The 24,979-nt window shown below is 69.8% G+C and carries 26 protein-coding genes; 8 read left to right on the top strand and 18 right to left on the bottom strand.

Annotation, left to right across the window (positions count from 1 at the left end):
• Window positions 1-6 precede the first annotated feature (6 nt).
• Genes epmA through ligA form a run of 3 tightly spaced genes read right to left on the bottom strand, consistent with a single transcriptional unit; the run spans window position 7 to window position 3,955 of the window.
• Window positions 7-957 (bottom strand): EF-P lysine aminoacylase EpmA, encoded by a 951-nt coding sequence (gene epmA / locus RAB70_RS12685; RefSeq protein WP_148828288.1) that lies wholly within the window; start codon window positions 955-957, stop codon window positions 7-9.
• Complete coding sequence (locus RAB70_RS12680; protein WP_148828287.1) at window positions 957-1,442, bottom strand: GNAT family N-acetyltransferase; 486 nt, start codon at window positions 1,440-1,442, stop codon at window positions 957-959. Before RAB70_RS12680 ends, epmA begins: the two co-directional genes overlap by 1 nt.
• Window positions 1,439-3,955, bottom strand: coding sequence for an NAD-dependent DNA ligase LigA (gene ligA / locus RAB70_RS12675; RefSeq protein ID WP_148828286.1), 2,517 nt, complete (start codon window positions 3,953-3,955; stop codon window positions 1,439-1,441). Before ligA ends, RAB70_RS12680 begins: the two co-directional genes overlap by 4 nt.
• A gap of 490 nt (window positions 3,956-4,445) precedes the next feature.
• Between ligA and RAB70_RS12670 the strand changes: the two genes are divergently transcribed.
• A complete protein-coding gene (locus tag RAB70_RS12670; RefSeq protein ID WP_148828583.1) occupies window positions 4,446-5,576 on the top strand; it encodes a pyridoxal phosphate-dependent aminotransferase in 1,131 nt (376 codons plus the stop codon).
• 326 nt (window positions 5,577-5,902) lie between these two features.
• Here RAB70_RS12670 and zipA read toward each other — a convergent pair whose 3' ends face one another.
• The 6 genes from zipA to RAB70_RS12640 form a co-directional block, all read right to left on the bottom strand.
• Window positions 5,903-6,640: a cell division protein ZipA gene (gene zipA / locus RAB70_RS12665; RefSeq protein WP_148828584.1), complete on the bottom strand. Its 738-nt coding sequence runs from the start codon at window positions 6,638-6,640 to the stop codon at window positions 5,903-5,905.
• A gap of 114 nt (window positions 6,641-6,754) precedes the next feature.
• Window positions 6,755-10,258 carry a chromosome segregation protein SMC gene (gene smc, locus RAB70_RS12660; protein ID WP_148828585.1) on the bottom strand — a complete coding sequence of 1,168 codons (3,504 nt, stop codon included), beginning with the start codon at window positions 10,256-10,258 and terminating at the stop codon, window positions 6,755-6,757.
• Between the two features lie 331 nt (window positions 10,259-10,589).
• The gene (gene rplI, locus RAB70_RS12655) at window positions 10,590-11,039 is read right to left on the bottom strand and encodes a 50S ribosomal protein L9 (RefSeq protein WP_010342531.1); all 450 of its coding nucleotides are present in this window, start codon (window positions 11,037-11,039) and stop codon (window positions 10,590-10,592) included.
• Window positions 11,040-11,230: 191 nt separating this feature from the next.
• Window positions 11,231-11,461, bottom strand: a complete 231-nt coding sequence (gene rpsR, locus RAB70_RS12650; RefSeq protein WP_002804494.1) for a 30S ribosomal protein S18 — start codon at window positions 11,459-11,461, stop codon at window positions 11,231-11,233.
• A gap of 11 nt (window positions 11,462-11,472) precedes the next feature.
• Window positions 11,473-11,907 (bottom strand): 30S ribosomal protein S6, encoded by a 435-nt coding sequence (gene rpsF, locus RAB70_RS12645; protein WP_010342529.1) that lies wholly within the window; start codon window positions 11,905-11,907, stop codon window positions 11,473-11,475.
• A gap of 494 nt (window positions 11,908-12,401) precedes the next feature.
• Entirely contained in the window at window positions 12,402-12,749 is a 348-nt protein-coding gene (locus RAB70_RS12640; protein ID WP_017907178.1) for an iron-sulfur cluster assembly accessory protein, read from the bottom strand.
• Between the two features lie 137 nt (window positions 12,750-12,886).
• On the opposite strand from RAB70_RS12640, the gene asnS reads away from it, so the two are divergent.
• The 4 genes from asnS to RAB70_RS12620 are packed head-to-tail and all read left to right on the top strand — an operon-like array spanning window position 12,887 to window position 15,548.
• Window positions 12,887-14,281, top strand: coding sequence for an asparagine--tRNA ligase (asnS, locus tag RAB70_RS12635; protein WP_017907179.1), 1,395 nt, complete (start codon window positions 12,887-12,889; stop codon window positions 14,279-14,281).
• Window positions 14,282-14,303: 22 nt separating this feature from the next.
• Entirely contained in the window at window positions 14,304-14,609 is a 306-nt protein-coding gene (locus RAB70_RS12630; RefSeq protein WP_017907180.1) for a hypothetical protein, read from the top strand.
• Window positions 14,606-14,920, top strand: a complete 315-nt coding sequence (locus RAB70_RS12625; protein WP_148828586.1) for a hypothetical protein — start codon at window positions 14,606-14,608, stop codon at window positions 14,918-14,920. Before RAB70_RS12630 ends, RAB70_RS12625 begins: the two co-directional genes overlap by 4 nt.
• Before the next feature lie 7 nt (window positions 14,921-14,927).
• On the top strand, window positions 14,928-15,548 hold the full coding sequence (locus tag RAB70_RS12620) for an FMN-binding negative transcriptional regulator (protein WP_148828587.1): 621 nt from the start codon (window positions 14,928-14,930) through the stop codon (window positions 15,546-15,548).
• A gap of 76 nt (window positions 15,549-15,624) precedes the next feature.
• Here the strand turns inward: RAB70_RS12620 and RAB70_RS12615 are convergent, their stop codons facing one another.
• The 9 genes from RAB70_RS12615 to RAB70_RS12575 all read right to left on the bottom strand — a co-directional run bounded on the left by RAB70_RS12615 (window position 15,625) and on the right by RAB70_RS12575 (window position 21,366).
• Window positions 15,625-16,335, bottom strand: coding sequence for a response regulator transcription factor (locus RAB70_RS12615; RefSeq protein WP_148828588.1), 711 nt, complete (start codon window positions 16,333-16,335; stop codon window positions 15,625-15,627).
• Between the two features lie 334 nt (window positions 16,336-16,669).
• Complete coding sequence (locus RAB70_RS12610) at window positions 16,670-17,590, bottom strand: hypothetical protein (protein WP_249042269.1); 921 nt, start codon at window positions 17,588-17,590, stop codon at window positions 16,670-16,672.
• A gap of 171 nt (window positions 17,591-17,761) precedes the next feature.
• Entirely contained in the window at window positions 17,762-18,544 is a 783-nt protein-coding gene (locus RAB70_RS12605) for a hypothetical protein (protein ID WP_148828590.1), read from the bottom strand.
• A 41-nt stretch (window positions 18,545-18,585) separates the two neighbouring features.
• Window positions 18,586-18,774 carry a hypothetical protein gene (locus tag RAB70_RS12600; protein WP_017910929.1) on the bottom strand — a complete coding sequence of 63 codons (189 nt, stop codon included), beginning with the start codon at window positions 18,772-18,774 and terminating at the stop codon, window positions 18,586-18,588.
• The gene (locus RAB70_RS12595) at window positions 18,767-19,225 is read right to left on the bottom strand and encodes a hypothetical protein (RefSeq protein WP_148828591.1); all 459 of its coding nucleotides are present in this window, start codon (window positions 19,223-19,225) and stop codon (window positions 18,767-18,769) included. The genes RAB70_RS12600 and RAB70_RS12595 overlap by 8 nt, the downstream gene beginning before the upstream one ends.
• Window positions 19,225-19,485, bottom strand: coding sequence for a hypothetical protein (locus RAB70_RS12590; RefSeq protein ID WP_017910927.1), 261 nt, complete (start codon window positions 19,483-19,485; stop codon window positions 19,225-19,227). The genes RAB70_RS12595 and RAB70_RS12590 overlap by 1 nt, the downstream gene beginning before the upstream one ends.
• Window positions 19,486-19,531: 46 nt before the next feature.
• Window positions 19,532-20,164: a DUF2589 domain-containing protein gene (locus RAB70_RS12585; RefSeq protein ID WP_026143450.1), complete on the bottom strand. Its 633-nt coding sequence runs from the start codon at window positions 20,162-20,164 to the stop codon at window positions 19,532-19,534.
• Window positions 20,165-20,177: 13 nt separating this feature from the next.
• Window positions 20,178-20,756, bottom strand: a complete 579-nt coding sequence (locus RAB70_RS12580; RefSeq protein WP_173003349.1) for a DUF2589 domain-containing protein — start codon at window positions 20,754-20,756, stop codon at window positions 20,178-20,180.
• 70 nt (window positions 20,757-20,826) lie between these two features.
• Window positions 20,827-21,366 carry a glycoside hydrolase family 108 protein gene (locus RAB70_RS12575; protein WP_148828592.1) on the bottom strand — a complete coding sequence of 180 codons (540 nt, stop codon included), beginning with the start codon at window positions 21,364-21,366 and terminating at the stop codon, window positions 20,827-20,829.
• A 194-nt stretch (window positions 21,367-21,560) separates the two neighbouring features.
• Here RAB70_RS12575 and can point away from each other — a divergent pair, with 194 nt between their 5' ends.
• Genes can through RAB70_RS12560 form a run of 3 tightly spaced genes read left to right on the top strand, consistent with a single transcriptional unit; the run spans window position 21,561 to window position 24,958 of the window.
• Window positions 21,561-22,223, top strand: a complete 663-nt coding sequence (gene can / locus RAB70_RS12570; protein ID WP_017910923.1) for a carbonate dehydratase — start codon at window positions 21,561-21,563, stop codon at window positions 22,221-22,223.
• A gap of 37 nt (window positions 22,224-22,260) precedes the next feature.
• Entirely contained in the window at window positions 22,261-22,782 is a 522-nt protein-coding gene (locus RAB70_RS12565; protein WP_148828593.1) for a 3-hydroxyanthranilate 3,4-dioxygenase, read from the top strand.
• 31 nt (window positions 22,783-22,813) lie between these two features.
• Window positions 22,814-24,958 carry an FUSC family protein gene (locus RAB70_RS12560; RefSeq protein WP_148828594.1) on the top strand — a complete coding sequence of 715 codons (2,145 nt, stop codon included), beginning with the start codon at window positions 22,814-22,816 and terminating at the stop codon, window positions 24,956-24,958.
• Window positions 24,959-24,979 lie beyond the last annotated feature (21 nt).

Below are 24,979 nucleotides of genomic sequence, written 5' to 3'. Positions count from 1 at the left end.
GCCGGTTCAGGCATGCGCGAAATCGTAGGCGAGCACGTCGCCGATCTGCGCGGTGCCGCGCATCGCCATCAGCAGCCGGTCCACGCCCACCGCCACGCCGGCGCAGTCGGGCAAGGCCGGCAGCGCCTGCAGCAGCCGCTCGTCCAGCGGCGGCAGCACCGCGCCGCGCGCCTGACGCAGCGCGTGGTCGCGCAGGAAACGCCGGCGCTGCTCGGCGGCATCGTTGAGCTCGTGGTAGCCGTTGGCCAGTTCGTAGCCGCCCAGGTACAGCTCGAAGCGCTCGGCCACCGGCGGGTCGCCGTCGCGCACGCGCGCCAGCGCGCACTGGCTGGCCGGCCAGTCGTGGACCACGGTGAGGCGGTCGGCCGGGAACGCCGGCTGCAGGCGGTGGGTCATCAGCAGGTCCAGCCAGTCGTCGCGGCCCAGGCCGTCGGCATCGATGCGGATCTCGCGTAGCGGCTGCTGCAGCGCCTCCAACGGCGCAGTGAACGGATCCAGGCCCAGCCCCTGCTGGAACAGCTCGCGGTAGCTGAGCACCCGCAGCGTGGCACTGCGTCCGACCAGGGCCAGCGCGGTGCGCACCAGCTCCACGGTCTCCTCGATCAGTTGCCGGTGATCCCAGCCGACCCGGTACCACTCGAGCATGGTGAACTCGGGATTGTGGCGGCCGCCGGCCTCGCCGTTGCGGAACACCCGCCCCAGTTCGTAGCAGTCGCCGATGCCGGCGGCGAGCAGCCGCTTCAGCGGGTACTCGGGCGAGGTGCGCAGCCAGCGCAGCGCCGGACCTGCGTCGACGTGGCCGCTGAAGCGGGTCTGGAAGCTGTCGATGTTCGGCTCGGTGTTGCCGGCCGCCGACAGCATCGGCGTCTCCACTTCCAGCACGCCGCGCGCGGCGAAGAAGCCGCGGATGGCGGCATTGAGCCGGGCGCGCAATTGCAGGGTGGACAGCAGGTCCATCACGGCGCCGTGTCGAGCCGGCGGCTCAGCTGGTCGCGCGCGTCGTCGCGATAGCCCAGGCCCAGGTACAGGCGCTTGGCGGCGGCGTTGTGGTGATTGACCTCCATCCGCAGCATGTCCACGCCCAGCGCGCGGGCGCGCGCCTCGACCAGCGCCACCGCGCGCCGGCCCCAGCCGCGGCCGCGTGCGGCCGGGCCCAGGTACAACTCGTCGAGCAGCAGATAGCGCCCGCCCAGTTCGACGCTGAAACAGGCGGTGATCAGCGCATAGCCCACCACCGCGCCGTCCGGCGCCAGCCACAGCAGCGCCTCGCCCAGTGCCGGCTGGGTCAGCAACGCCTGCAGGCCGCGCGCCACGCGCTCGGCGTCGAACGCGATGCCGTCCTCGGCGTAGAACGCCTGCAGCATCGCCAGCAAGGCCGGCTGATCGGCCGCGCCGGCAGTGCGCCAGCGCAACTCTTCCTGCGCCGTGCCGAGCGCACTCATGTGCCCTGCCCCTGCGACTGCAGGAACGCCAGCAACTGCGCCTCGTCCCACACCGCCACGCCCAGCTCCTGCGCCTTGTCGAGCTTGGAACCGGCAGCCTCGCCGGCGACCACGAACGCGGTCTTCTTCGACACGCTGCCGGCGACCTTGGCGCCCAGCGCCTCCAGTTGCGCCTTGGCCTCGTCGCGGGTCAGCGCGGTCAGGGTGCCGGTCAGCACCACGGTCTGCCCATCCAGCGGGCCGGCGCGACGCTGCGTCTGCGCAGGCGCGGCATCGAGCAGACGTTGCATCGCCGCCTCGGCGTCCAACAGCGCCTGCTTCTGTGCCCGATCAGCCAGGTAAGCAGCCAGGTTGGCGGCGCCGGCCGTGGACAGCCCCGCCCCGGTCCAGCCACTTTCGTTGGCGCGCAGCAAGGCGTCCAACGTGCCGTAGGTGGCGGCCAGGCGCTGCGCGCTCTTCCCGCCGAGCTTGTCCACCGGCAGCGTGCCCAGCAGATGCGCCAGATCCAGGCGCTCGCGCAATTCGGCCGGCGGTGCGCCCTCGTCGGAGAAGCCGATGCCGGCATTGATCAGGCCATCGACCACCGCAACGTTGCCGCGCTGCTCGAAGAAGGTCGCGATCGAGCGCGCCACCTCGCCGCCGATGTCCGGCAAGGCCTGCAGCAGCACCGCCGGGGTGCTGCGCACGAACGCCAGCGAGCCCAGCCAGTAGGCCAGCGCCTTGGCCGTGGTCTCGCCCAGGTGCGGAATGCCCAGCGCGAACAGGAAACGCGGCAGCGTGGTGGCGCGGCTGGCGTCGATGCCGGCGACCAGATTCTCGGCCCACTTGGTCGCGAGCTTGCCCCCCAGGTCCACCGTGAGATGCGCGCGCAGGAAGTCGGCGTGCCGCCACTGGGCGGCCTCGTCTTCCAACGCGGCGCGGCCGGCCGCGTCCAGCGCCAGCGCGCCCTTGCTGTCCTCCACCGCCTGCAGCAGGTCGGCGGCAGTGGCCGCGTCCAGCGCAGCCTTCATCCGTACCAGGTCCTCCACGCTCAAGGCGTACAGGTCGGCCAGCGACTGCACGAAGCCGAACTCGACCAGGGCATCGGCCTGGCGCTCGCCCAGGCCTTCGATGTCCATGGCGCGGCGCGAGGCGAAGTGACGCACGGCCTCCTTGCGCTGCGCCGCACAGGCCAGGCCGCCGCTGCAGCGCCAGGCCACCGCGTCCTCTTCCTTGACCAGTTCCGAACCGCACACCGGGCACGCCGTCGGCATCGTCCACGGCGCGGTGCCCGGCGGACGCCGTTCCTCGATCACCCGCACCACTTCCGGGATCACGTCGCCGGCGCGGCGCACGATCACGGTGTCGCCTTCGCGCACGTCCAGCCGCGCGATCTGGTCGGCGTTGTGCAACGTCGCGTTGGTAACCGTGACGCCAGCGACCTGCACCGGCTCCAGCCGCGCCACCGGGGTGACCGCGCCGGTGCGGCCGATCTGCACCTCGATCGCGCGCAGCACGGTGGATTGTTCCTGCGCCGGGAACTTGTGCGCCAGCGCCCAGCGCGGCGCGCGCGAGACGAAGCCCATCGCCTGTTGCTGGTCGTAATCGTCGAGCTTGTAGACCACGCCGTCGATGTCGTAAGGCAGGCTGTCGCGAGCGGCGCCGATGCGACGGAAATACGCGATCAGGCCATCGAAGCCGGTAGCGGTATCCGCCTCCGGGGCGACGGGGAAGCCGTAGTCGCGCAGCAGTTGCAGCGTCTGCGAATGGGTTTCGGGCAGCTCCAGGCCACGGACCTCGCCCACCGAATAGGCGAAGAACGCCAGCGGCCGGCGCCGGGTGACCGCCGGATCGAGCTGGCGCAGCGAGCCGGCGGCGCCATTGCGCGGGTTGGCCAGCAGCTTCTCGTTGCGCTCCAGCGCCTGTGCGTTCCAGGTAGCGAAGGCGGCGCGCGGCATGTAGATCTCGCCGCGCACTTCCAGCACCGCCGGCGGCGGCACGCCGAGGTCGCGCAGCTTCAGCGGCACCGAACGCACTTGGCGCAGGTTGGCGGTGACGTCCTCGCCGGTGCTGCCGTCGCCGCGGGTGGCGCCCTGCACGAACACGCCATCCTCGTAGCGCAGGCTGATCGCCAGGCCATCGAGCTTCGGTTCCACCGAGAACACCGGCGCGGCCAGTTCGAGTTCGCGCTCGATGCGGCGCTCGAAATCGGCGACCTCGGCGAAGCGCGTGCGGTCGTCGGCGTCCTCGGCCACGCCCGGAGTTTCGAAGGCATTGGCGAGCGAGAGCATCGGGATCGCGTGGCGCACTTCGGGAAAGCCGCCGTCCGGGCGCGCACCGACCTTGCGCGTCGGCGAATCCGCGCTGGCCAGCTCCGGGTGCGCGGCTTCCAGGGCCTCCAACTCGCGCATCAGCGCGTCGTACTCGGCATCGGGAATCGACGCGTCGTCGAGCACGTAGTAGCGGTGATTGGCGTCGTCGATGCGCTGGCGCAACTCGGCGGCACGCTGCTGGGGATCGGGAATTGCGGTCATGCGCAGCGGAAACGGGGGTAACGGAGAGGGGGGCGATAGTAGCTTGAAGGCTGGGATTGGGGAGTCGGGATTGGGGATTGGCTTGACGGCTGGGATTGGCGCGTTGGGAGTGGGGATTCGCTTGACGACCGAGATTGGCGAGTTGGGATTGGAGATTCGCAAGAGCCCAAGCTCGGACTTCTCACGTCGGCGGCGGTCGTACCCTCATCCGCCCCTGCGGGGGCACCTTCTCCCGAGGGGAGAAGGGAGAAGCCAAGGCCCCTCTCCCCCGGGAGAGGGGTTGGGGTGAGGGTACGGGGCGCGCAGCGCCATCGACGTCACCACCCCCGACTTTTGCCAATCCCTAATCCCTAATCCCCAATCCCGAATCCCCAATCCCAGCCTCAAGCCACTCCTGAAATCCCAAATCCCGAATCCCGGCCCCTCACTCCCTTGCCCCGCCATTAACACCTCGTTAACGTGACCTCCCCCGCCCGCTCTGGAGAGCCACGTGTCGCTACCGGTCTCGCGCCGTTCCTTCCTGTCCCTGGCTACCTCCGGTTTGGCGCTGGGCGCCGTGGGCCTGGCGCCCGTCGCCGAGGCGGCGCGGCGCAAGGCCACCGACACTGCTGCGGCAACACCTGGCGTAGTGCCAGCAACCGGCACGGTGTACCTGAACTTCAACGAATGCCCGCTGGGTCCCTCGCCCGCGGCGCTGGCGGCGGCACAGGCGATCCTGCCGCGTAGCGGGCGCTATCTGTTCGAGCTGTCGGACGAGCTGATCGCCGCCTTCGTCGGCCAGCAGCGCCTGCCGGCCGACCACGTGGCGGCGTATCCCGGTTCCAGCGAGCCGCTCGCCCGCGCCGCGCGCGCCTTCACCTCGCCGCGCGCCGGCGTGGTGGTGGCCGATCCGACCTTCGAGGCGGTGGCCGATGTGGCTGCCGCGCATGGCGCACCGGTGCGGCGGGTACCGCTGCGCGCCGACGGCGCGCACGACGTCAAGGCCATGGCCAGCGTCGATCCGAATGCCGGCCTGATCTACCTATGCAATCCGAACAACCCGACTGGTTCGATCACCAAGCGCGCCGACATCGAATGGCTGCTGGCCAACAAGCCTGCGTCCAGCGTGTTGCTGGTCGACGAGGCCTACCTGCACTACAGCGACGAGCCGTCGGTGATCGACCTGATCGGCCAGCGCCAGGACCTGCTGGTGCTGCGCACCTTCTCCAAGCTGTATGGCATGGCCGGGCTGCGCCTGGGCTTGGCGGTGGCCGCGCCGGGGCTGCAGACCAGGCTGGCCGCGTTCGGCCAGAATCCGGTGTCGGTGCCTGCGCTGGCCGCCGGCATCGCCAGCCTGCAGGACCTGCAACTGGTGCCGACCCGCCGCGCCGAGAACGCGCGCATTCGCGACGCCACCATCGCCTGGCTGCAGAGCAAGGGCTACAAGTGCCTGCCGTCGCAGGCCAATTGCTTCATGGTCGACGTCAAGCGCGACGGCGCCGCCTTCGCCGCGGCGATGGCCAAGCAAGGCGTGATCGTCGGCCGCAGCTGGCCGATCTGGCCGAAGCTGGTGCGCGTCACCGTCGGCAGCGAAGCGGAGATGCTGCGGTTTCGGGAGGCGTTTGTTAAGGCGCGCAAGTAGCTTGGGGGCCGGGAATGGGGAATGGAGAATCGGGAATCGTAAAAGCGGGTTGCCTTGCGGCTGAGGCGTGGAGAGGCTTGCCCTGGCCTTCCCATTACAGGTCCACGGTTCACTAGCCTGGCGTCAGTGCGCCAGGCTTGGAGAGTCGGGATAAGGGTACGCAAGAGTCAAAGCCAGGGGTTCTGGCGTTCGGCGGCGGTCGTACCCTCATCCGCCCCCTTCGGGGGCACCTTCTCCCGAAGGGAGAAGGGAAGAGCGCGGGGGGTCAGAGGCGGGGATACGCTTTTACGATTCCCCATTCCCGTTTCCCCATTCCCAGCACCAAGCTACCAGCGCGGCGCCTTCGTCAATGGCGGTGCCTGGTGCTGGCGGTCGTAGGCGCGCAGGTCGTCGCGGATGTGGGCGATGCGCTGGCGTCCGAGGGCGTTGCGGCTATCGTCCAGGACCACGCCGTCGAGCAGTTCGCCCATGCGCTGCACGGTCGGCAGCATCTTCTCCCAGGCGTCGAGCGCGGTCAGCGGCGCCGGCAGGGTCAGGAAGAAGGCGATCGCCGGGGTCTCCATCTCGCGGATGTGCGCCATGTCGAAGCTGCCCGGCTTCATGATGCTGGCCATGCTGAAGATCGGGCCGCGCTCGGGATGCCCTTCCACCAGGCGGTGGAACACGTTCATGTGGCCGAAGGTCAGGCCGGTCTTCTCCGCGGCCACCACGATGTCCTCGCCGCGCAGCACCTGCCCGGCGCGGGCGGCGACATACAGCGAGACGATCTTGTCGAAATCCTGGCTCGGCCGCTTGCCGAGGTCGGCGCCGGGCGCCTCTGCCGCAGGCAGGCCCAAGTCGGGCTGGTGCGCTTCGCCGTCCGCGCCGGGCGCGGCCAGCGCGTCGTCGCCGGCGGCCGGGGCGGCGTCGCCCAGCGAGGGTTCGCGGCGCGGCGCGGCCGGATCGGCCGGCTCCACGCGCCGGCCCTGGCTCGGTTTCTTCGGGCGGCCGAACAGGAAGATCGCCGCAATCAACAGCAAGCCGGCGGCGAGGATGCCGATGCGTAGCATTGCCATGTCGGACATTCAGGGGTTACTCCGGCAAGGGTACACAGGGGGAAAATAACTGCTGGGTGCGCACCGGGTCCGCCAACGCGGGAACCAAGCCTCGACGCACATCACGTCCTTTAGCATGTCACGTCAGGCCGCGCCCGCCAAACGCGCGGCCTCCTCGAGGTCCACGCTGACCAGGCGGCTGACGCCGGGCTCGCGCATGGTGACGCCGCTGAGCTGATGCGCCGCCTCCATCGTCGCCTTGTTGTGGCTGACGAACAGGAACTGCACTTTCTCGCTCATTTCCTTGACCATCGCCGCCAGGCGGCCGACGTTGGCCTCGTCCAGCGGCGCGTCCACCTCGTCGAGCAGGCAGAACGGCGCCGGGTTGAGCTGGAAGATCGCGAACACCAGGGCAACCGCAGTCATCGCCTTCTCGCCGCCGGACAGCAGCGAGATGCTGGACACGCGCTTGCCCGGGGGCCGCGCCATGATCGCCACGCCGGTGTCCAGCAGGTCCTCGCCGGTCAGTTCCAGGTAGGCGTGGCCGCCGCCGAACAGACGCGGATACAGCGCCTGCACGCCGGAGTTGACCCGGTCGAAGGTGTCCTTGAAGCGGCCGCGGGTCTCGCGGTCGATCTTGCGGATGGCGTCTTCCAGGGTCTCCAGCGCGGTGTTCAGGTCGACGTCCTGCGCTTCCAGGTACTCGGCGCGCTGCGCGGCCTCGCCGTACTCGCTGATCGCCGCCAGGTTGACCGGTTCCAGCCGGCGCATGCGTCCATCGATCTGCTGCACCGCCTGCTCCCACTCGACGGGGTCGGCATGTTCGGGCAGGCCGTTGATCACGTCCTCGAGCACGAAGCCGGCCTTGACCACCGCCGCCGACAGCTGCTCGGCGCTGAGCACCAGCGCCTGCTGGTCGAGCCGGCGCTGGGCGATGCGTTCGCGCTGCGCCAGCGCCTGTTCGTCGCGCTGCTGGCGGGTCTGCTCCAGCGCGCGCAATTCATTGTCGATGCCATCCAGCAGCGCGCGCGCCTCGCCGAGCGCGCGGTCGGTGCGCACGCGCTCGCTCAGCGCGGCCTGGTGTTCGGCCTCCAGCGCCAGCACCGGCGAGTCGCCCTCGTTCAACTGCGCGCTGAGTTCGCCCAGGCGCGCGTCCAGTTGCCCGCGCTGGTTGCCCATCCGCTCCAGCGCCTGGCTCAGCGAGGCGATCTGGGTGCGCTGCGACTCCAGGGTCAGGGCCAGGGCGTGCGAGGCCTCGCGCACCCGCCGCGCGGCGTCGCGGGCCAGGTCGCGCGCCTCGGTGAGTTGGCGGCGCTCGCTTTCCAGCGCGTGCCGCACCGATTCCAGGTCGCCCATGCTGGTGACCGCGTCCTCCAGCTTGGAGCGTGCCTCGCGCGCTTGCTCGCGGCTGCTGTCCAGGGTTTCCAGCAGCTGCGCGACCTCCAGCTCGATGCGTTCGATGCGGGTGCGCGCGGCGTCGACCTTGCCTTGCTGGCTCTGCAACTGTCCGGCCAGTTCGGAGGCGCTGCGGTGCGCCTGGTACAGCTGGCGCTGCGCGTCCTCGCGCTGCTGCTCGCCGGCCAGCAACTGGGCGCGCATCTCGCCGAGGCGGTGTTCGAGATCGGCCTCGCGCTCCTGCAGCGTCTCGATCTGGCCGCGCAGGCTCTGGATCTCGCGCTCGCGCAGCAGTGCGCCCTGCTTGGCCGCGCCGGACCGCGACACGCGCAGCCAGCCCTGGCCCAGGCGCGCGCCGTCGCGGGTGACGATGGAATCGCCCTCGCCCAGCTGCGGCAGCAGCGCGCGCGCCGCACTCAAATCCTCGGCCGCGTGCAGCCGCGCCAACAGCCGACGGATCGCGATCGGCCCCTGCACCTTGGCCGCCAGCGAGGTCGGCGCGAAGGTCTCGGCCGCCTCCGCGCCGCTGACCAGGGCGATGCGGCCTTCGCCGAGTTCGCCAAGGGCGTCGACCAGTTGTTCCGGCGCCTCGACCAACACGCCTTCGATCAACTGCCCGAGCGCGCCTTCGACCGCGTTCTCCCAGCCGCTCTCGACGTTGAGCCGTTCGCCGACGCGCGCCGCCGAATCCAGCCCGCGCGCCTGCAGCCAGGCCACCGCCGCGCCCTGCTCCTGGCCGAGTGCGGCCTGCTGCAGGGTTTCCAGCGACGACAGCCGGCCGCGCGCGGCCTGCGCCTGCTTGCGCACGTCGGCCAGTTCGGCCTGCGCGCTGCGCTGCTGGTCCTGCAGCGCCGCCACCGCCTGCTTGCGCGCCTCGACCTGCTCGGTCAGCCCGTCCAGCGCGGCGCGCTGGGTCTCGTGCTGCAGTTCCAGTTGCGCGAACGCCTCGGCCAGCGCGTCCAGGTCCAGCCCGGCGCGCTCGGCCAGCAGCGCCTCGCGGCGGCGCTCGGCCTCCAGCGACTGCCGGTCCAGGTAATCGACGCGGGTGCGCTCCACTTCGCCGGCACGCGAGGCTTCGGCGGTGTTGCGCTGGTGCGATTCCCAGCGCTGCTGCCAGTCGGCCAGGCGCGCCTCGGCCTCGCGCAGCGCTTCCTGCTTGTATTCGTTGTCTTCCTGCAGCTGCTCCAGCTGCGGGCCGGCCACGTCCACCGATTCGCGCAGCAGCGCCAGCTTGGCCTCGTCGGTGCCGATGTGCTGGCCGAGTTCGGCCAGCGCCGTCTGCGTCTCGTCGCGCGCCTTGTGCAGGCGCTGCGACAGGTCGCGCTGGTGCTGGATCTGCTGCTCGATCCGGGCCAGGGTGCTGCCGACCTTGTAGACCTCGGCCTGCGCGGTGCTGAGCGCCTCGGCGGCCTCCTCGCGACGCACGCGGCCGGTCTCGATGCGCGCCTCGGCATCGCGCTGCTCGGCGATCAGCTGCTGCAGGCGGGTCTCTTCCTGGCCCAGCGCCTCGCGCAGGCCCTGCAGGCGCCCGTCCAGGCCGCGGTACTCCAGCGCCTTCCACTGCGCATCCTTGATCCGCCGCTCTTCCTGCAGCGCCTGGTACTGCTCGGCCTGGCGCGCCTGCCGCTTGAGGTGCTCGAGCTGTTTGCCGATCTCCTCGCGCAGGTCGCCCAGGCGCTCCAGGTTCTCGCGGGTGTGGCGGATGCGGGTCTCGGTCTCCTTGCGCCGCTCCTTGTACTTGGAGATGCCGGCGGCCTCCTCCAGGTACACGCGCAGGTCTTCCGGGCGCGCCTCGATGATCTGGCTGATCATGCCCTGCTCGATGATCGAGTAGCTGCGCGGGCCCAGGCCGGTGCCCAGGAACAGATCGGTGATGTCGCGGCGCCGGCACTTGGTGCCGTTGAGGTAGTAGCTGCTGCTGCCGTCGCGGCTGACCTGGCGCTTGACCGAGATCTCGTTGAACGAGGCGTACTCGCCGGCGATGGTGTGGTCGGTGTTGTCGAAGATCAGCTCCACCGTGGCCTGCGACACCGGCTTGCGCGCCGACGAGCCGGAGAAGATCACGTCCGTCAGCGAATCGCCGCGCAGCCGGCTGGCCGAGCTTTCGCCCATCACCCAGCGCACCGCGTCGATGATGTTCGACTTGCCGCAGCCGTTCGGACCGACGATGCCGGTCATGTTGGTCGGCAGGTGCAGCGTGGTCGGATCGACGAAGGACTTGAAGCCGGACAGCTTGATGGTCGACAGGCGCATGGTGCAGGCAATCCATGGCAGACGCCGCCGGCATTCCGAGCTGCGCTGCCGCTAATGAAGATCCAGGTGAGGTCCTGCTTCCAACCCATTGATGCGGCTACACCGCCGGGCCGACATCGGACACGAGTCGCTGAGTATAGCGGCCCCCGCGCGAGGCTGGGGCGGCCTGCGCCGGGCGGCGGTGATGCGACGGCGGTCGCACTCGCAGCCGGCGGGTCTTGCGCCGGCCGCGCCCGGCCAGGGCTGCATGGCCCGCCGAGGGCGGCGCCGGTCGGCAAAAACGACACGGGCACCTTGCGGTGCCCGTGTCGGTACAGCGATGACGCAAGGATCAGGCGTCGGCTTCGACCACGACCTTGACCGTGGTTTCCACGTCGGCGTGCAGGCGCACCAGCACTTCGTACTCGCCGATGTTGCGGAACGCGCCTTCGCCCAGCACCACTTCGCCCTTCTCCAGCGGCATGCCGGCGGCGGTGAAGGCCTCGGCGATGTCGCGCGGGCCGACCGAACCGTACAGCTTGCCTTCGGTCGACGCGTTGGCCTTGACGGTCACGCTGGCGCCTTCCAGCTTGGCGGCGCGGGCTTCGGCGTCGTCGTGGATCGACTTGGCCTTGGCTTCGTACTCGGCGCGCTTGGCCTCGAACTCGGCGATGTTGGCGGCGGTGGCCGGCACGGCCTTGCCCTGCGGCACCAGGTAGTTGCGGCCGTAGCCCGGCTTGACGTCGACCTTGTCGCCGAGGCCGCCCAGGTTGGTCACTTTCTGCAGAAGAATCAGTTGCATGGTCTTGCTCCGTTATTCGTTAGCGTCGGCACGCGGCCGGCGCAACGGGTGCTGTCCGAATAGGAGAAGCCGGGATTCGGGATTGGGGAGTCGGGATTGCGCCCGACGGCACCGCACTTTTCTAATCGCCAGACTTCGCTTGAATGCCCGCACCGGAGGGTGCGGGCCGTATCGCTCCGGGAAACCCGGAATTAAACGTCGTGGTTGTCCGTGTACGGGATCAGCGCCAGGAAACGCGCGCGCTTGACCGCCGTGGCCAGCTGACGCTGATACTTGGACTTGGTGCCGGTCACGCGGCTCGGCACGATCTTGCCGTTCTCGGTGAGGTACTGGCGCAGGGTGTTGAGATCCTTGTAGTCGATCTCCTTGACGCCCTCGGCGGTGAACTTGCAGAACTTGCGACGACGGAAGAACTTGGACATGAGCGTGCTCCTTAGGCGGCTTCGGCGGCGTCGCCGTCGGTTTCGGTGGCGGCGGCGGGCGCATCGCCCTCTTCGTCGTCGCGACGACGGCGCTCACCGCGCTCGGGCTTGTCGGCCTTCTCGTCCTTGCTCTTCATGATCAGCGACTGCTCGGTGTCGGCACCGTCGCGCTTGATCACCAGGTGGCGCAGCACGGCGTCGTTGAAGCGGAAGCTCTCGACCAGTTCGCTCAGCACGGCCTGGTCCACTTCGATGTTCAGCATGACGTAGTGGGCCTTCACCAGGTTCTGGATCGGGTACGCCAGCTGGCGACGGCCCCAGTCTTCCAGACGGTGGATGGTGCCCTTGCCGTTCTCGACCAGCGACTTGTAGCGCTCGATCATGGCCGGGACCTGCTCGCTCTGATCCGGGTGGACCAGGAACACGATTTCGTAATGACGACTCATGGTGTTTACCTTTCGGATGTGGCCTTGCGGCCGGACAGCCCCCCGCGGTGCGACGGCGGTGGGGCAAGGACTCCTGCCGGGAAGGCAGGAAGCCGCACATTATGACCGAGATGCCCGGTCACCGACAAGCCAGCCGTCCGCGGCGCCGGACAGGGACGCCACCGCAGCGCACGAAACCAATCGAATCAACGACTTGGATCAACCCATAGCCACATGCAGGCGATGCTGGCCGCACTGCAGGCAACGGAACACGCACGCGACCGTCGCAATACACCAGGGACACAGAGACTGCGGGGCGTCGCCGGCGCAGTAGAACGCCCCCCTGGTAGCGCCATGCGCGGGTTTCGCCGCAGCCGTCGCAGACGCCGTGTTCCTGCGCGAAGCACAGCGCTTATGCGTTGGGGTGATGGAGGAACTCAGGCACTTACTGCGACAACCGGGCCGCCCTGCCCCGCGTCCTCCACAAGGAGGCCGCGCCGCCGCAGCGGCGACGCTCAGGCCGCGCCGGCGTGCGCGGCGTCGGTGGTGAAGCTCTCGCCGCAACCGCACTCGGCGGTGGCATTCGGATTGCGGAACACGAAGGTCTCGCCCAGGCCCTGCTTGGCGAAGTCGATCTCGGTGCCGTCCACCAGCGGCAGGCTGGTGGCATCGACATAGATGCGCACGCCATCCTGCTCGAACACCGCATCGTCCGCACGCGCCTCGCGCGCCAGGTCGGTGACGTGGCCCCACCCCGAACAGCCGGTGCGCTCCACGCCAAAACGCAAGCCCAGCGCGCCAGGCGTCTGCGCGACGAAGCGCTGCACGCGGGCATGGGCGACGGGGGTGAGACGGATGGCCATGACGAACGACTCCGGCGACTGCGAGCGGACATTATAGGAAGGTTGGCGGCCGATCGCCGCCACGCCTCGCAAGCGCTGCGCTCCAGCCAGTACACTTGCCCCTTCCATATCGAGTCTCTGCGGCGAGGATTCAAGTCATGACGGTGGTGAGCGTTGCACATGCGCTGGCCGGGAAGATCCCGGAAGGCGGCGAAGTCACGGTGCGGGGATGGGTGCGCACGCTGCGCGGATCTGCCGGACTGGCTTTCATCAACGTGTCCGACGGCTCCTGCTTCGCCCCGATCCAGGTGGTGGCGACCGACGCCCTGCCCAACTTCGACGAGGTCAAGCGGCTCACCGGCAGCTGCTCGCTGATCGCCAAGGGCGTGCTGGTGAAGTCGCAGGGCAAGGGCCAGTCGTACGAGATCCAGGCCAGCGCGGTCGAGGTGGTGGGCTGGGTCGAGGACCCGCTGACCTACCCGATCCAGCCCAAGCCGATGTCGCCGGAGTTCCTGCGCGAGGTCGCGCACCTGCGCCCGCGCACCAACCTGTTCGGCGCGGTGACGCGCATCCGCAACTGCCTGGCGCAGGCGGTGCACCGCTATTTCCACCAGAACGGCTACAACTGGATCAGCACGCCGATCATCACCACCTCCGACGCCGAAGGCGCCGGGCAGATGTTCCGCGTCTCCACCCTGGACATGGCCAACCTGCCGCGCGACGCGCAGGGCCAGGTCGACTTCGGCCGCGACTTCTTCGGCAAGGAGACCTTCCTGACCGTGTCCGGCCAGCTCAACGTCGAGGCCTACTGCCTGGCGCTGAGCAAGGTCTACACCTTCGGCCCGACCTTCCGCGCCGAGAACAGCCACACCACCCGCCACCTGGCCGAGTTCTGGATGATCGAGCCGGAGATCGCCTTCGCCGACCTGGCCGAGGACGCGCGCGTGGCCGAGGACTTCCTCAAGTACCTGTTCCGCGCGGTGCTGGACGAGCGCGCCGACGACCTGGCGTTCATCGCCGAGCGCGTGGACAAGACCGCGATCAGCAAGCTGGAGACCTTCATCAACTCGCCGTTCGAGCGCATCGAGTACGGCGACGCGATCGGCCTGCTGCAGAAGTCCGGGCAGAAGTTCGAGTTCCCGGTGGAATGGGGCCTGGACCTGCAGACCGAGCACGAGCGCTGGCTGACCGAGCAGCACGTCGGCCGCCCGGTGGTGGTGACCAACTACCCCGAGCACATCAAGGCCTTCTACATGCGCCTGAACGACGACGGCAAGACCGTCGCGGCGATGGACGTGCTGGCCCCCGGCATCGGCGAGATCATCGGCGGCAGCCAGCGCGAGGAGCGCCTGGACGTGCTCGACGCGCGCATGCTGCAGTTCGGCCTGGATCCGCAGCACTACGGCTGGTACCGCGACTTCCGCCGCTACGGCACGGTGCCGCATGCCGGCTTCGGCCTGGGCTTCGAGCGCCTGGTGGTGTACGTGTGCGGGCTGAGCAACATCCGCGACGCCATCCCCTACCCGCGCGCCCCGGGCAGCGCCGAGTTCTGAGCCGGCACGGGGAGCGCGCGCCATGATCCTGTTCTTCGCGCTGTGCTTCGTCGGCGTGGCGATCGCCGGGGCCAGCGCGTTCCTGATCTTCTGGCCGCTGACCCTGGTGCACATCCGCGACCGCCATCCGCCGCTGGTGGCGGCGTTCGGGCCGGGCGCCTTCCTCAAGCCGGTCGCGCTCGGCTGGCTGCTGGCGCGGCGCTACCGTCCGCTCGGCGACCGCGGATTGTCCGGGCTGGCGACGCCGGCCTGGCTGTCGCTGATGACCATCTTCTTCGGCCTGGGCATGGCCGCCCTGCTCTGGTTGCTTTCCCTGGTGATTCCATGAACTCAGATTCTCCCGCCCACGATCAGTGGTACCTGGCCAGCCTCGGCCGCCTGCTGGTGTGGGCACGCCTGCGCGTGCGCGACGCCGGCACCGCCGAGGTGCTGGACAGCGACGGCAACACCCTCAGCTACGACAGCGAGGACACCGCCCGCGCGGCCCTGTTCGATGCCGAATTCGTCGCCTTCGATGGCCTGGACGAGGACGATGCGCGTGCGCGCGGCTTCTCGCTGGGCGAGGTGTCGCCGCCGCAGGCCGACGACGACGCCGGCCTGCGCGGGCGCATGACCCAGACCCTGGGCGCGCGCGCCTGATCCGGGGATGCACGTTGCACCCGCCTTCGCCGAACACGACCTGGGCGCGCTCGATGCGCTGATCGCGGACCAGCCGTTCGCCACCCTGGTCACCGTCGCCGACGGCCTGCCCTGCGCCACGCCGCTGCCGGTGCTGTACCGGCGCGACGGCGAACGCATCCTGGTCGAAGGCCATTGGTCGCGGGCCAACCCGCAGGCGCGGCACGCCGGGCCGGCCTTGCTGATCGTGCACGGCCCGCATGCCTACGTCTCCCCGGGCTGGTATCCGGACAAGGAAGCGATGGCGCGGGTGCCGACCTGGAACTACGCCACCGCGCACTTGCACGGGCAGCTGCACCCCAGCGACGACGAAGCGCTGCTGGCCACCGTGGTGGCGCGGCTGAGCGAACGCCACGAACGCGCATTGGGCAGCGACTGGCGCTACGAGCCGGACAACGACGCGCACCGGCGCCAGTTGCGCGGCATCGTCGGCTTCCGCCTGGAGGTCGAGCGGGTCGAATTGAAGTTCAAGCTCAGCCAGAACCATCCGCCGGCGAACCAGGCCGCGGTACGCGAGGCGCTGCAGGGTCAGGCCGACACCGGCGCGCAGGCCGTCGCGGCGCTGATGCACGCGCGACGTCCGGACTGAACCACGCCGCCACGCAGCGCGGCCGACCATGCAGTTGTGCCTCACCGCCACGGGACGCGCGGCGGCGTGCGCCGCCTCACCCACACCGGCTGGCCGGTCCCTGCCGGTCGTGCCCGACATGGCGCGCACTGGCCCTGCCTCCCTCCAGCGGCGACAGACCTTCGCGGATCGCGTAGCGCGTCAATTGCGCGATGCTCTGCATGCCCAGCTTGAGCATGATGTGCTCGCGGTGGGTGCCGATGGTCTTGACGCTGATGTGCAGGCGCGCGGCGATCTCCTTGGTCGACAGCCCCTCGGACAGCAACTGCACGATCTCGCGTTCGCGCGAGGTCAGCAGCGTGTAGGCGGAGACGGCATCGCCGGGCGGACAGCGGTACTCGCTGACCAGCGACTGCGACAGTTGCGGGCTGATGTACAGCTGGTCGTTACCGACCTGCTGGATCGCGCGCAGCAATTCGTGGAAGGTGCTGTTGCGCGCCAGGTAGCCCTTGGCGCCGGCGTCGATGGCCGCGCGCACGTTGGCCGCGGCATCTGAGGCGGCGATGCAGATCGCCTTGCTGCGCGGGCTGCGCTGCAGCAGCCGGCGGGTGGCCTCGATGCCGTTGAGGCCCGGCAGCATCACGTCCATCAGCACGATATCCGGCTGCCGTCGGGTCACCAGTTGCACGCACTCCAGTCCGTCGACCGCGTGGCCGACCACGTCGATGTCCGGCGTGTTGTTGAGCAGGGCCACCATGCCCTCCAGCACGATGCTGCGTTCGGCGGCAATCACGATACGTGTGTTCATTCTCTACCTGTGTTGGCAATGGAACTCCCAACGCGCGACCGCGCGGCAACCCGCGTCCCCCTGCAGCGCGACGCGCCCCTTTTTCACTCGATGCGACAGCGCTGAACCTGCGCTTGGATTACGTTCTCAGCTTGTCACGCTGCGTCATGGCGGCCATCGGCTTCAGGCTGATATGGATGGCGACGACGGCTGAACTTGTGCGGATTGCCGCATTCGTCTCGGTTCGTAGACAGAATCCCGTGCTACCGCGCACGCGCTGCGACGCAGAACGAAATCCTGCGCCGACGAACGATGATGGAAACATCGGCGATACGCCGGTGTCGCGCCGGCGGGTTCATTCCGCTGCCGGCGATGGCGATGGCGGCGGCGGCAGACGCGCGGCTTCCACCTGCAGCATTCCGCGGGCGAACTCGGCGAGCCGCTGCTGGATCGCCGCCGGCGGCGTGCCGGCCTCGATCGACTGCTGCAGGGCCATCAACTGCGCGGCCAACTCCCCCTGCCAGCGCATGCGCTCGGTGTCGTTGCTGGCGCGCTGCACTTCCAACGACGCCTGCGCCTGCGCCGAGGTGTCGCCGCGCACCAGCGTCTCCATCAGATCGACCAGACGCTGCAGCAGGCGGTACACCGCGGTCGCGGAGAAGCCGCCCAGCATCGCCAGGGTCGGCTTGCCGAAACTGCGCATGCTGCCGCTTTCGAACAGATCCGGCGGCAACACTTCGACCAGGATCAGCCCGGCGATCAGGCCCAGGATCATGCGCGCGCCGTAGGAGGCGTCGTACTTGGGGTCGTAGCTGGCGTCGGCGACGTAGCGGTGCACCTGGAACAGCGAGGAGAACGAGGCGCCCAGGCCGGCGCAGAACAGCAGGAACAGCGCATTCCACAGCAGCACGCTGCCCGAGGAATCCAGGAAGCCCAGGCGCACGTTGTCCGCACTGACCTTGCTGGACAGGGCCGTCGCCACCACCGCGAACAGGAACAGCAGCGAGGTCGTGGTCAGCGCGCGCACCAGCGGCAGCGGGCCGAGCAGGGTCGCCCAGTGCGGGCGGCGACGCTCGGCATCGAGCAGGAACACCGCCTGCGGCGTGGCCGGGCGGATCAGTTGCGCCAGCCGCCGGTGGGTGACCGCCAGTTCGTGCGCGTGCACCTCGATGTCGCCGCCATCGGCGACCGGCGTGCCGGCGCCCAGTAGCGCCGACAGGCGGGCGATCAGCTCCGGCGGCACCGCCATGCCGTGCTCCAGCGCATAGCGCGCCATCGCTTCGCACTCGGCGCGCAGTTGCGGCAGGATGCCAGGCGGCGGCAGCCGCGGTCCGGCACGGCGGGCCGAGGTGAGCCGGCGCCACGCGGCGCCGGCCAGCGTCTTGATCCAGACGTTCATCGCATCACTCCTGGACGGACACGGTGGCCGGCACCTGCGCGCGGCGGATCAGGGAGTGGCGGGCGCGCGTTCCAGCAGCCCGCTTTCGCGACGCGTCCCGGCGCGGTCCACGGTCTGCAGGTCGAGCTTGCCGTCCGGTCGTGCGCGCAGGGTCAGCTGACCGTCGCTCAGGCGATCGCAATAGCCGCCATCGGCGATGCCCAGCGAATACAGCGCCGTTGCCTCGCGCACGCCAACGTAACGCCCCTCCAATCGGCACTGGCGCGGCGGGCCATAGCGCAGTTGCACGGTGGGATTGCCAGGTGCCTGCGGCGTCGCGGCGACGCTCAGTTCCACGTCGATCGCCCTATCGCCGGAGTCGGGACGCATCATCCCTCGCCACTTGCCCTGCAGCGGGCTGGGCTGGCCCGGATCGCTATGCAGCACTACCGGCAGATCCTTGCCGTCGACGTTCAAGCGCAGGTCGTCGCCGCTGCGCTGCACGCGCAGCGGCTTGCCCATCATCTTGTCGCAGTAGGCCCCGCCATTGATCGACTCCAGTGCGAAACCGGCACCCGGCTGCGGCTTGACCAGCAAGGCGCAGTTCAACGGCGAGGCGAATATCAGTCTGGCATTTCCCTCGCGCTGGACCAGGCGCACGGCGGCCAGGCGCTGCGCATCCAGCGCCAGGGTGCCGCTCCATTCGCCGGGCGGCAGCGCGTCTGCGTTGGCCGCTGCGGCCGGCGCAGCAGGCGTCGGCGCCTGCGGTGCGGCACCGGCGGCGAACGGCATGGCCAGGCACAGCGCCAGCCAGAGCGGGAAACGCGCAACACCACGCGAACGGATACGCATGCGACTCTCCTGTTGGATACGAAAGGAAACGATGGGCACGGTCAGGACAGACCGAACCAGAGCAGCGCCACCACGGCCGCCACCAGGCACAGTACGGCAAGCAGCCACAGCGCCCGGCGTCGACGCCGGCGCAGCCGCTGCGCGCGGGCCAGCGAGCGCAGGTCGATGTGCAGTTCTCGGCACCACAGGTCGGTGTCGTGCCGGGACAGGATGAAGCCGTGTCTACGCATGTGCGGTCTCCTGGGCGGGATCGTGCGGGGCGGGCGCATCGGACAGCTGCCACAGCTTCAGCCGCTGACCGTCGAACAGCACCTCGCCAACCGGGGTGTGGGTGCCGCGGAACAGGATCTGCAGGCGGTGCCCGGGCCGCCGCGGCCGGCGCGGCAACACCTGCAGCAGCAGGCGCGGCGCCTCGTCCGGCACCTCCTCCACGTCCAGTTCGACGTCGAAGGCCAGGGCCAGTTCGCCGATCTGCGGCAATTGCCAGGCGCGCAGCTCCCACAACGGGATCTGCAGCGACGGCGGCTCGGCCGCGTCCGTCGCCACCGGCAGCGTCTCGCCTGCGCCGAAGCAGGCGCGCAAGGCCTGTGCGTGACGCGCGCGGCAGCGCCGCTGCGCATCCAGCAGGGCCGCCGACAGCCCCTGCAGCAGCAGGTCGAACTCGCAGCGCAGGCTGGCCATCAGTCGTCCTTCATCCAGCCGGGCTTGCGCGGGAAGCCCACGTGGTAGCACAGCCACTGCATCACCACCTGGTGCTCGCCGATCTGCAGCACGGCGAAATTCTTCTCGGTGCCGATGATCGCGCCCTTCGGCGAATCGCTCAGGCAGCGGTTGAGCAAGGCCCGCGCGGCTTCGATCTGCTCGGGCGATTGCATCTGCGTCGGGTTGTCGCTGCCGACCACGACCCGCTTGACGAACTTGACTTCAGTAAGGTCGAACATCGTTGACGAGTCCCCCGACGAGATGGTTCAACGGACCGCTATGGACTTACGCGGGAACCGGCTCGGGCTTGCCGATCTTGCGCGGCGCCACCGAGGTCTGCAGGATGTCCAGCACCCGCGCCAGACCTTCCGGCGGTCCCTTGTCCGCGGCATGCACCGAGACGTGGTACTTGGCCGAGTTGTCCGAGCTGCGCGTGTTCTCCTTGCTGGTGGAGACCGAGCCCTGGATATGCACCTTGGCCTTGAATAGGCCGAAGCCGTATTCCACGTCCGCCGACATCGACGCCGAGGCATCGGTCTTCTCCTTCGAGGAGAAGGACGACTTCACTTCCATGTCGAAGGTGATGTCCACGGTCTGGATGCTCAGGCTGGGCACGTTGACGATGGCCAGCAGCGGCACTTCCAGTTCGACCTCCTCCTCGGCGATGCCGCCGGCCTTGTCCGGGTCGTCGACCGGCCGCTTGAAGCGAAAGCTGGCGGTACGGGTGGCGCCGGTTGCCTGCGGATTCTTCGGGTCGGGGTTGTCCGGCGGCAGGAAGCCGATGACGCGGATGAAATCGGCGGTGGCGCGGGCCAGCTTGACCTGCGCGTCGCAGGCCGCATCGAGCGGCCCGCCGATCAGGTCGCCCATCGGCAGACCCTTGAATTGACTTGACATATTGACGAGTTCGTCAGCCATTGCAGTGACTCCTTCAGTTGGTGGGATTGGTTACATCGTCCGTGCCCGCGACGTCCGGCTTGTCGGCCATGACCGTCTTGAACACGCCCTGCGTCTGCGCCAGATGGTTCAGCAATCTGGCCGCTCCGTCAGTCGGTTCGGTCCCCTCCACGCGCAACACGACGTGGACGGCACTCTGGCGCTGGCTCCGCGCGCTGGCGCTGGTATCCACGCGCACGCTGGAACGGGTGGCGGTGCGCTTGGCCTGCCAGGCACCGCGCGGGCCGGGCGACTCCGGCGCGAAGAAGCCGTCGGCCGACTGCAGGCCGCCGAGGTCGCCGAGCTGCGCATCGAAGCTGATCTCCACGTCCTTGATCCGCAGCACGTTGGTCGAGACCAGCGGCAGCAGCGGCGCGCGGTAGTAGTCCTCGTCGCCTTCGGCGGCCTGCGGGTGCTGCGACGGCAGGCGGATGATCACGCTCTTGGGCCGGTGGAACTCGTCGAAGTAATCGCCGAGGTTGGCCATCTGGTGCTGCTCGATGCGGTCCTGCGCCTCGATCACGGCGCCGGCCAGCGCTTCGATCAGGTCGTTCAATGCGGTCGGTCCAGCCATGGTCGCTCCTGGAGAAAGAAGGCCGCCGTCGGCGACGGCAGCGGATCGGCGGCGCTTGCCGCGCGCGCACTCAGCTCAGGTCGGGGAAGGAGTCGGTGCGCGCCAGCCAGCCCTTGAGGAACTTGCCCAGCGGCGGCTTGGCCGCGACCAGGCGCTGGTAGTAGTCGCGCCGGCCCTGCTTGTAGCGGGCATAGAGATCGCGCTGGTCGGCGGCCTTCAGCGCCGCCAGGGTGGCCGGGCCGAACTTGCCGTCCTCCGGCAGCTGCAGCGCCGGCGTCTGCGCGTTGAGCACGCGCTGCAGCAGCTTGATGGCGTTGTTGCCGGCGTTGACCTGGAAGTCGAACAGGATGTTGGCCAGCGGCTGCAGCGCGATCTCGTCGCCGTGCACCGCGTTCCAGTAGCAGGTCTTGTAGATCACCCCGGCCTGCGCGTCGGTGAGCGCGCGCAGGTTGTCCAGGGTCGGCTCCAGTTGCAGCAGGCTCTTGGCGTACAAGCGAAACGTCGCCAGGGTGATGCCCTTGTTGGTGGCGCCGCCCGGATCCACCGGATCGTTGACGAAGCCGCCCTCGTGCTTGAGCAGGGTCGGAAAGAACGCGTTGAAGTCGGCCATGGGATCCTCCGCTGATGCCCGGTGTGGGCGTGGAGGAAGTCTGCGCAGCGCGCCGCATCGGCGGGATCGGCAAAAGCCCGATCCGGCGGCGGCTGCGCACTGAGGCGCCGTGTGCATGCGGATCCCCGCGATCCGGGCAACGGCGTCAGCGCGCGCCGCGCACCGGCCGCAGGCTTCTGGAATAATGCAGGGCTATGAGCAAAATCGAACAACTGCTGGACAACAACCGCTCCTGGTCCGAACGCATCAACCGCGAGGATCCGGAGTTCTTCAGCCGCCTGTCCAAGCAGCAGACGCCGGAGTACCTATGGATCGGCTGCTCCGACTCGCGGGTGCCGGCGAACCAGATCATCGACATGGCGCCGGGCGAGGTGTTCGTCCACCGCAACATCGCCAACGTGGTCGTGCACACCGACCTGAACTGCCTGTCGGTGATCCAGTTCGCGGTCGAGGTGCTGAAGGTGCGGCACATCCTGGTGGTCGGCCACTACGGCTGCGGCGGCGTGCACGCGGGCCTGACCCGCGCGCGGCTGGGCCTGGTCGACAACTGGATCCGCCACGTCACCGACGTGGCCGAGAAGCACGAGCACTGCCTGCAGCAGGCCGGCGACCTCAACGTGCAGCACGCGCGCCTGTGCGAGCTCAACGTGCTCGAGCAGGTCGTCAACGTCAGCCGCACTTCGATCGTGCTCGACGCCTGGGCGCGCGGCCAGGAACTGACCGTGCACGGCTGGGTCTACAGCCTGCGCGACGGCCGCGTGCACGACCTGGGCATGGAACTTGACCGCATCGACGACCTGGCGCCGCGCTACGATGCCGCCCTGGCGCGCATCAGCCAGGACCGCGAGGACCGCTGAGCGGCGCGCCGTTCCGCCATCTCGATCAAGGATCCGCATGCTCCCCGGCCCGCTCAACCTGCACGCCTGGATCGACGCCCACCGGCACCTGCTGAAGCCGCCGGTGGGCAACAAGTGCATCCACGCCGGCGACTTCATCGTGATGGTGGTCGGTGGGCCGAACGCGCGCAGCGACTACCACTACGACGAAGGCCCGGAGTGGTTCTACCAGCTCGAAGGCGAGATGGTGCTGAAGATCCAGGAAGACGGCGCGGTGCGCGAGATCCCGATCCGCGCCGGCGAGACCTTCCTGCTGCCGCCGAAGGTGCCGCACTCGCCGCAGCGCGGCGTGAACTCGGTCGGCCTGGTGATCGAGCGGCGGCGCCTGCCGCACGAGCAGGACGGCCTGCTGTGGTTCTGCGAGCGCTGCAACCACCTGCTGTACGAAGCCTACTTCCCGCTGCAGGACATCGAGACCGACTTCCCGCCGGTGTTCGCGCGCTTCTACGCCTCCGAATCGCTGCGCACCTGCGCCCGCTGCGGCCACGTGCATCCGCGGCCGGCGGCCGACGCGCCGTGACCGCCCTGCCCCCGCGCCGTTCCGGCTCGCGATGCTGCGCAGCCTGATCGCGCTCAAGCCGCGCGACGTGCCGGTGCGCGTGGCCCTGCGCAACACCGCCGCGGTGGTCGCGCCGCTGGCGCTGGGCGTGGCCGCCGGCCATGCCGAGTTGGGTCTGGCAGTGTCCACCGGTGCGCTCAACACCATGTTCTCCGACCAGCCCGGCCCGTACCGGGCGCGGATGCAGCGCATGCTGATGGCCGCGCTGGCGGCGGGCGTGGCCGCGCTGCTGGGCATGCTGATCGGCGCGCACACCGTGGCGCTGGCGCTGAGCGCGCTGCTGCTCGGCCTGGGCGGCGGCCTGCTGGTGGCGCTGGGCCCGGTGGCGGCGCGGGTCGGGCTGACCAGCATGATCCTGCTGGTGGTCAGCGCCGACGTGCGCCTGCCGCCACTGCAGAGCGTCGGCGTGGCCACGCTGATCTTCGCCGGCGGCGTGCTGCAGATGCTGATGGCGCTGGCCGCCTGGCCGCTGCAGCGCTACCGCCCGGAACGCTTCGCCCTGGCCGACCTGATGCGGCAACTGGCCGGCATCGCCCGCCAGCGGCCCGGCGCGACCGCCGCGCCGCCGGCCACCGAGGCGGTGCTCGAGGCGATGGTGATGCTGCACGGCGAGCACCGCTCGCGCGGACGTGCGGTGCAGGCGTTCCGGGTCATCGCCGAGCTGTGCGAACGCGCGCGGCTGGAGCTGCTGACCCTGGCCGACCTGCACGGACGCCTGGACGCAGGATCGCCCGCGCGGCTGCCGATCGAGCGCGTACTCGAACGCAGCGCGGTGGTGCTGGACCAGCTCGCGCACGCGCTGGACAGCGCCGAGGACCCAGACGCGGCCACTGCGTCGATGACCGGGTTCGACGATCTGGTGGATGCGCTGGCGCAAGTGCAGGCGCAGACCGAGGACACCCGCGAACGCCGCCTGCTGCGCATTGCCGTGGCCCGTGCGCAGGGCCTGGGCGGCCAGCTGCGCGCGCTGGCGCGCAATGGCCGCTGGGCCAGCAGCCGCGGCGAGATCCAGGCCGAACTGGCCGAGGCGCAGTTGCCGGCGGCGCTGCGTCCGCTGGCGCCGCTGCAGACCTTGCGAGCGAATCTGAAGCTGTCCTCGGTGGCGTTCCGCCACGCACTGCGCTGCGGCGTGTGCCTGGCGCTGGCGGTGCTGTTCGCCCGCTGGCAGGCGATCCCGCATGGCTACTGGATCCCGATGACCACGGCGATCGTGCTGAAGCCGGATTTCGGCGGCACCCTCAGCTTCGGCGCGCTGCGCGTGGCCGGCACCTTCGGCGGGCTGCTGCTGGCCACCGTGCTGGCGCACTTCGTGATGGACGGGGCGGTGGTGCGGCTGCTGTTGCTGACCGTGTTCTGCCTGGGGTTCCGCCTGCTGACCCAGGTCAACTACGGGCTCGGCGTGGCCTGCCTGACCGGCATGCTGGTGCTGCTGCTGTCGTTCGAGGGCATGGCCCCGGGCGAGGCGATCGGCGAGCGCATCCAGGCCACCGTGCTCGGCAGCGCGCTGGCGCTGGCGGCCTACGCGCTGTGGCCGACCTGGGAACGCAAGCACATCCGCGCGATCCTGGCGCAGTTGCTGCTCGCCTACCGCGACCATCTCGATGCGGTGCTGGAAGGCCGCCTGCAGGCGCTGCCGGACACCCGCGCGGCCTCGCGCACCGCGCGCACCAACGCGCAGGCCTCGATCGAACGCCTGCGCGGCGAGCCGCGGCGCAAGCGCAACCTGCGCGAACTGACCCTGGCCGAATCGGTGCTGGCCAACGGCAACCGGCTGATCCGCGCCTCGCTGGCGCTGGAGGCGGTGCTGCGCGATGCGCCGCCGCTGCCGCCGTTGCCGGAACTGCAGCAGTTCCGGCAACAGGCGCATGCCGCACTGACCGAACTGGCCGAAAGCCTGCGCAGCGGCACGCCGCCGGCGCAGGCCAGCCTGCGCGCGGACGAGCGGCGCCTGGCCGAGGCGCTGGCCGCGCAGCCGCAGGACGGCAGCGACGGCGGCGCGCTGCCCGCGCTGGCCGACACCAGCGACCGCGTCGCCGACAGCATCGGCACCCTCACCCATCTGGTCCGCAGTGCGCTGCTGCCGGCGACCGCGGCCAACAAGGAACATCCACCGGCGACTGCGCACCGCAGCGGGTGAACACCGCTGCGGCCTGCGCGT

This window comes from Xanthomonas sontii (assembly GCF_040529055.1).
Lineage (GTDB): Bacteria > Pseudomonadota > Gammaproteobacteria > Xanthomonadales > Xanthomonadaceae > Xanthomonas_A > Xanthomonas_A sontii.
This window is presented reverse-complemented; position numbering and strand designations above follow the sequence as displayed.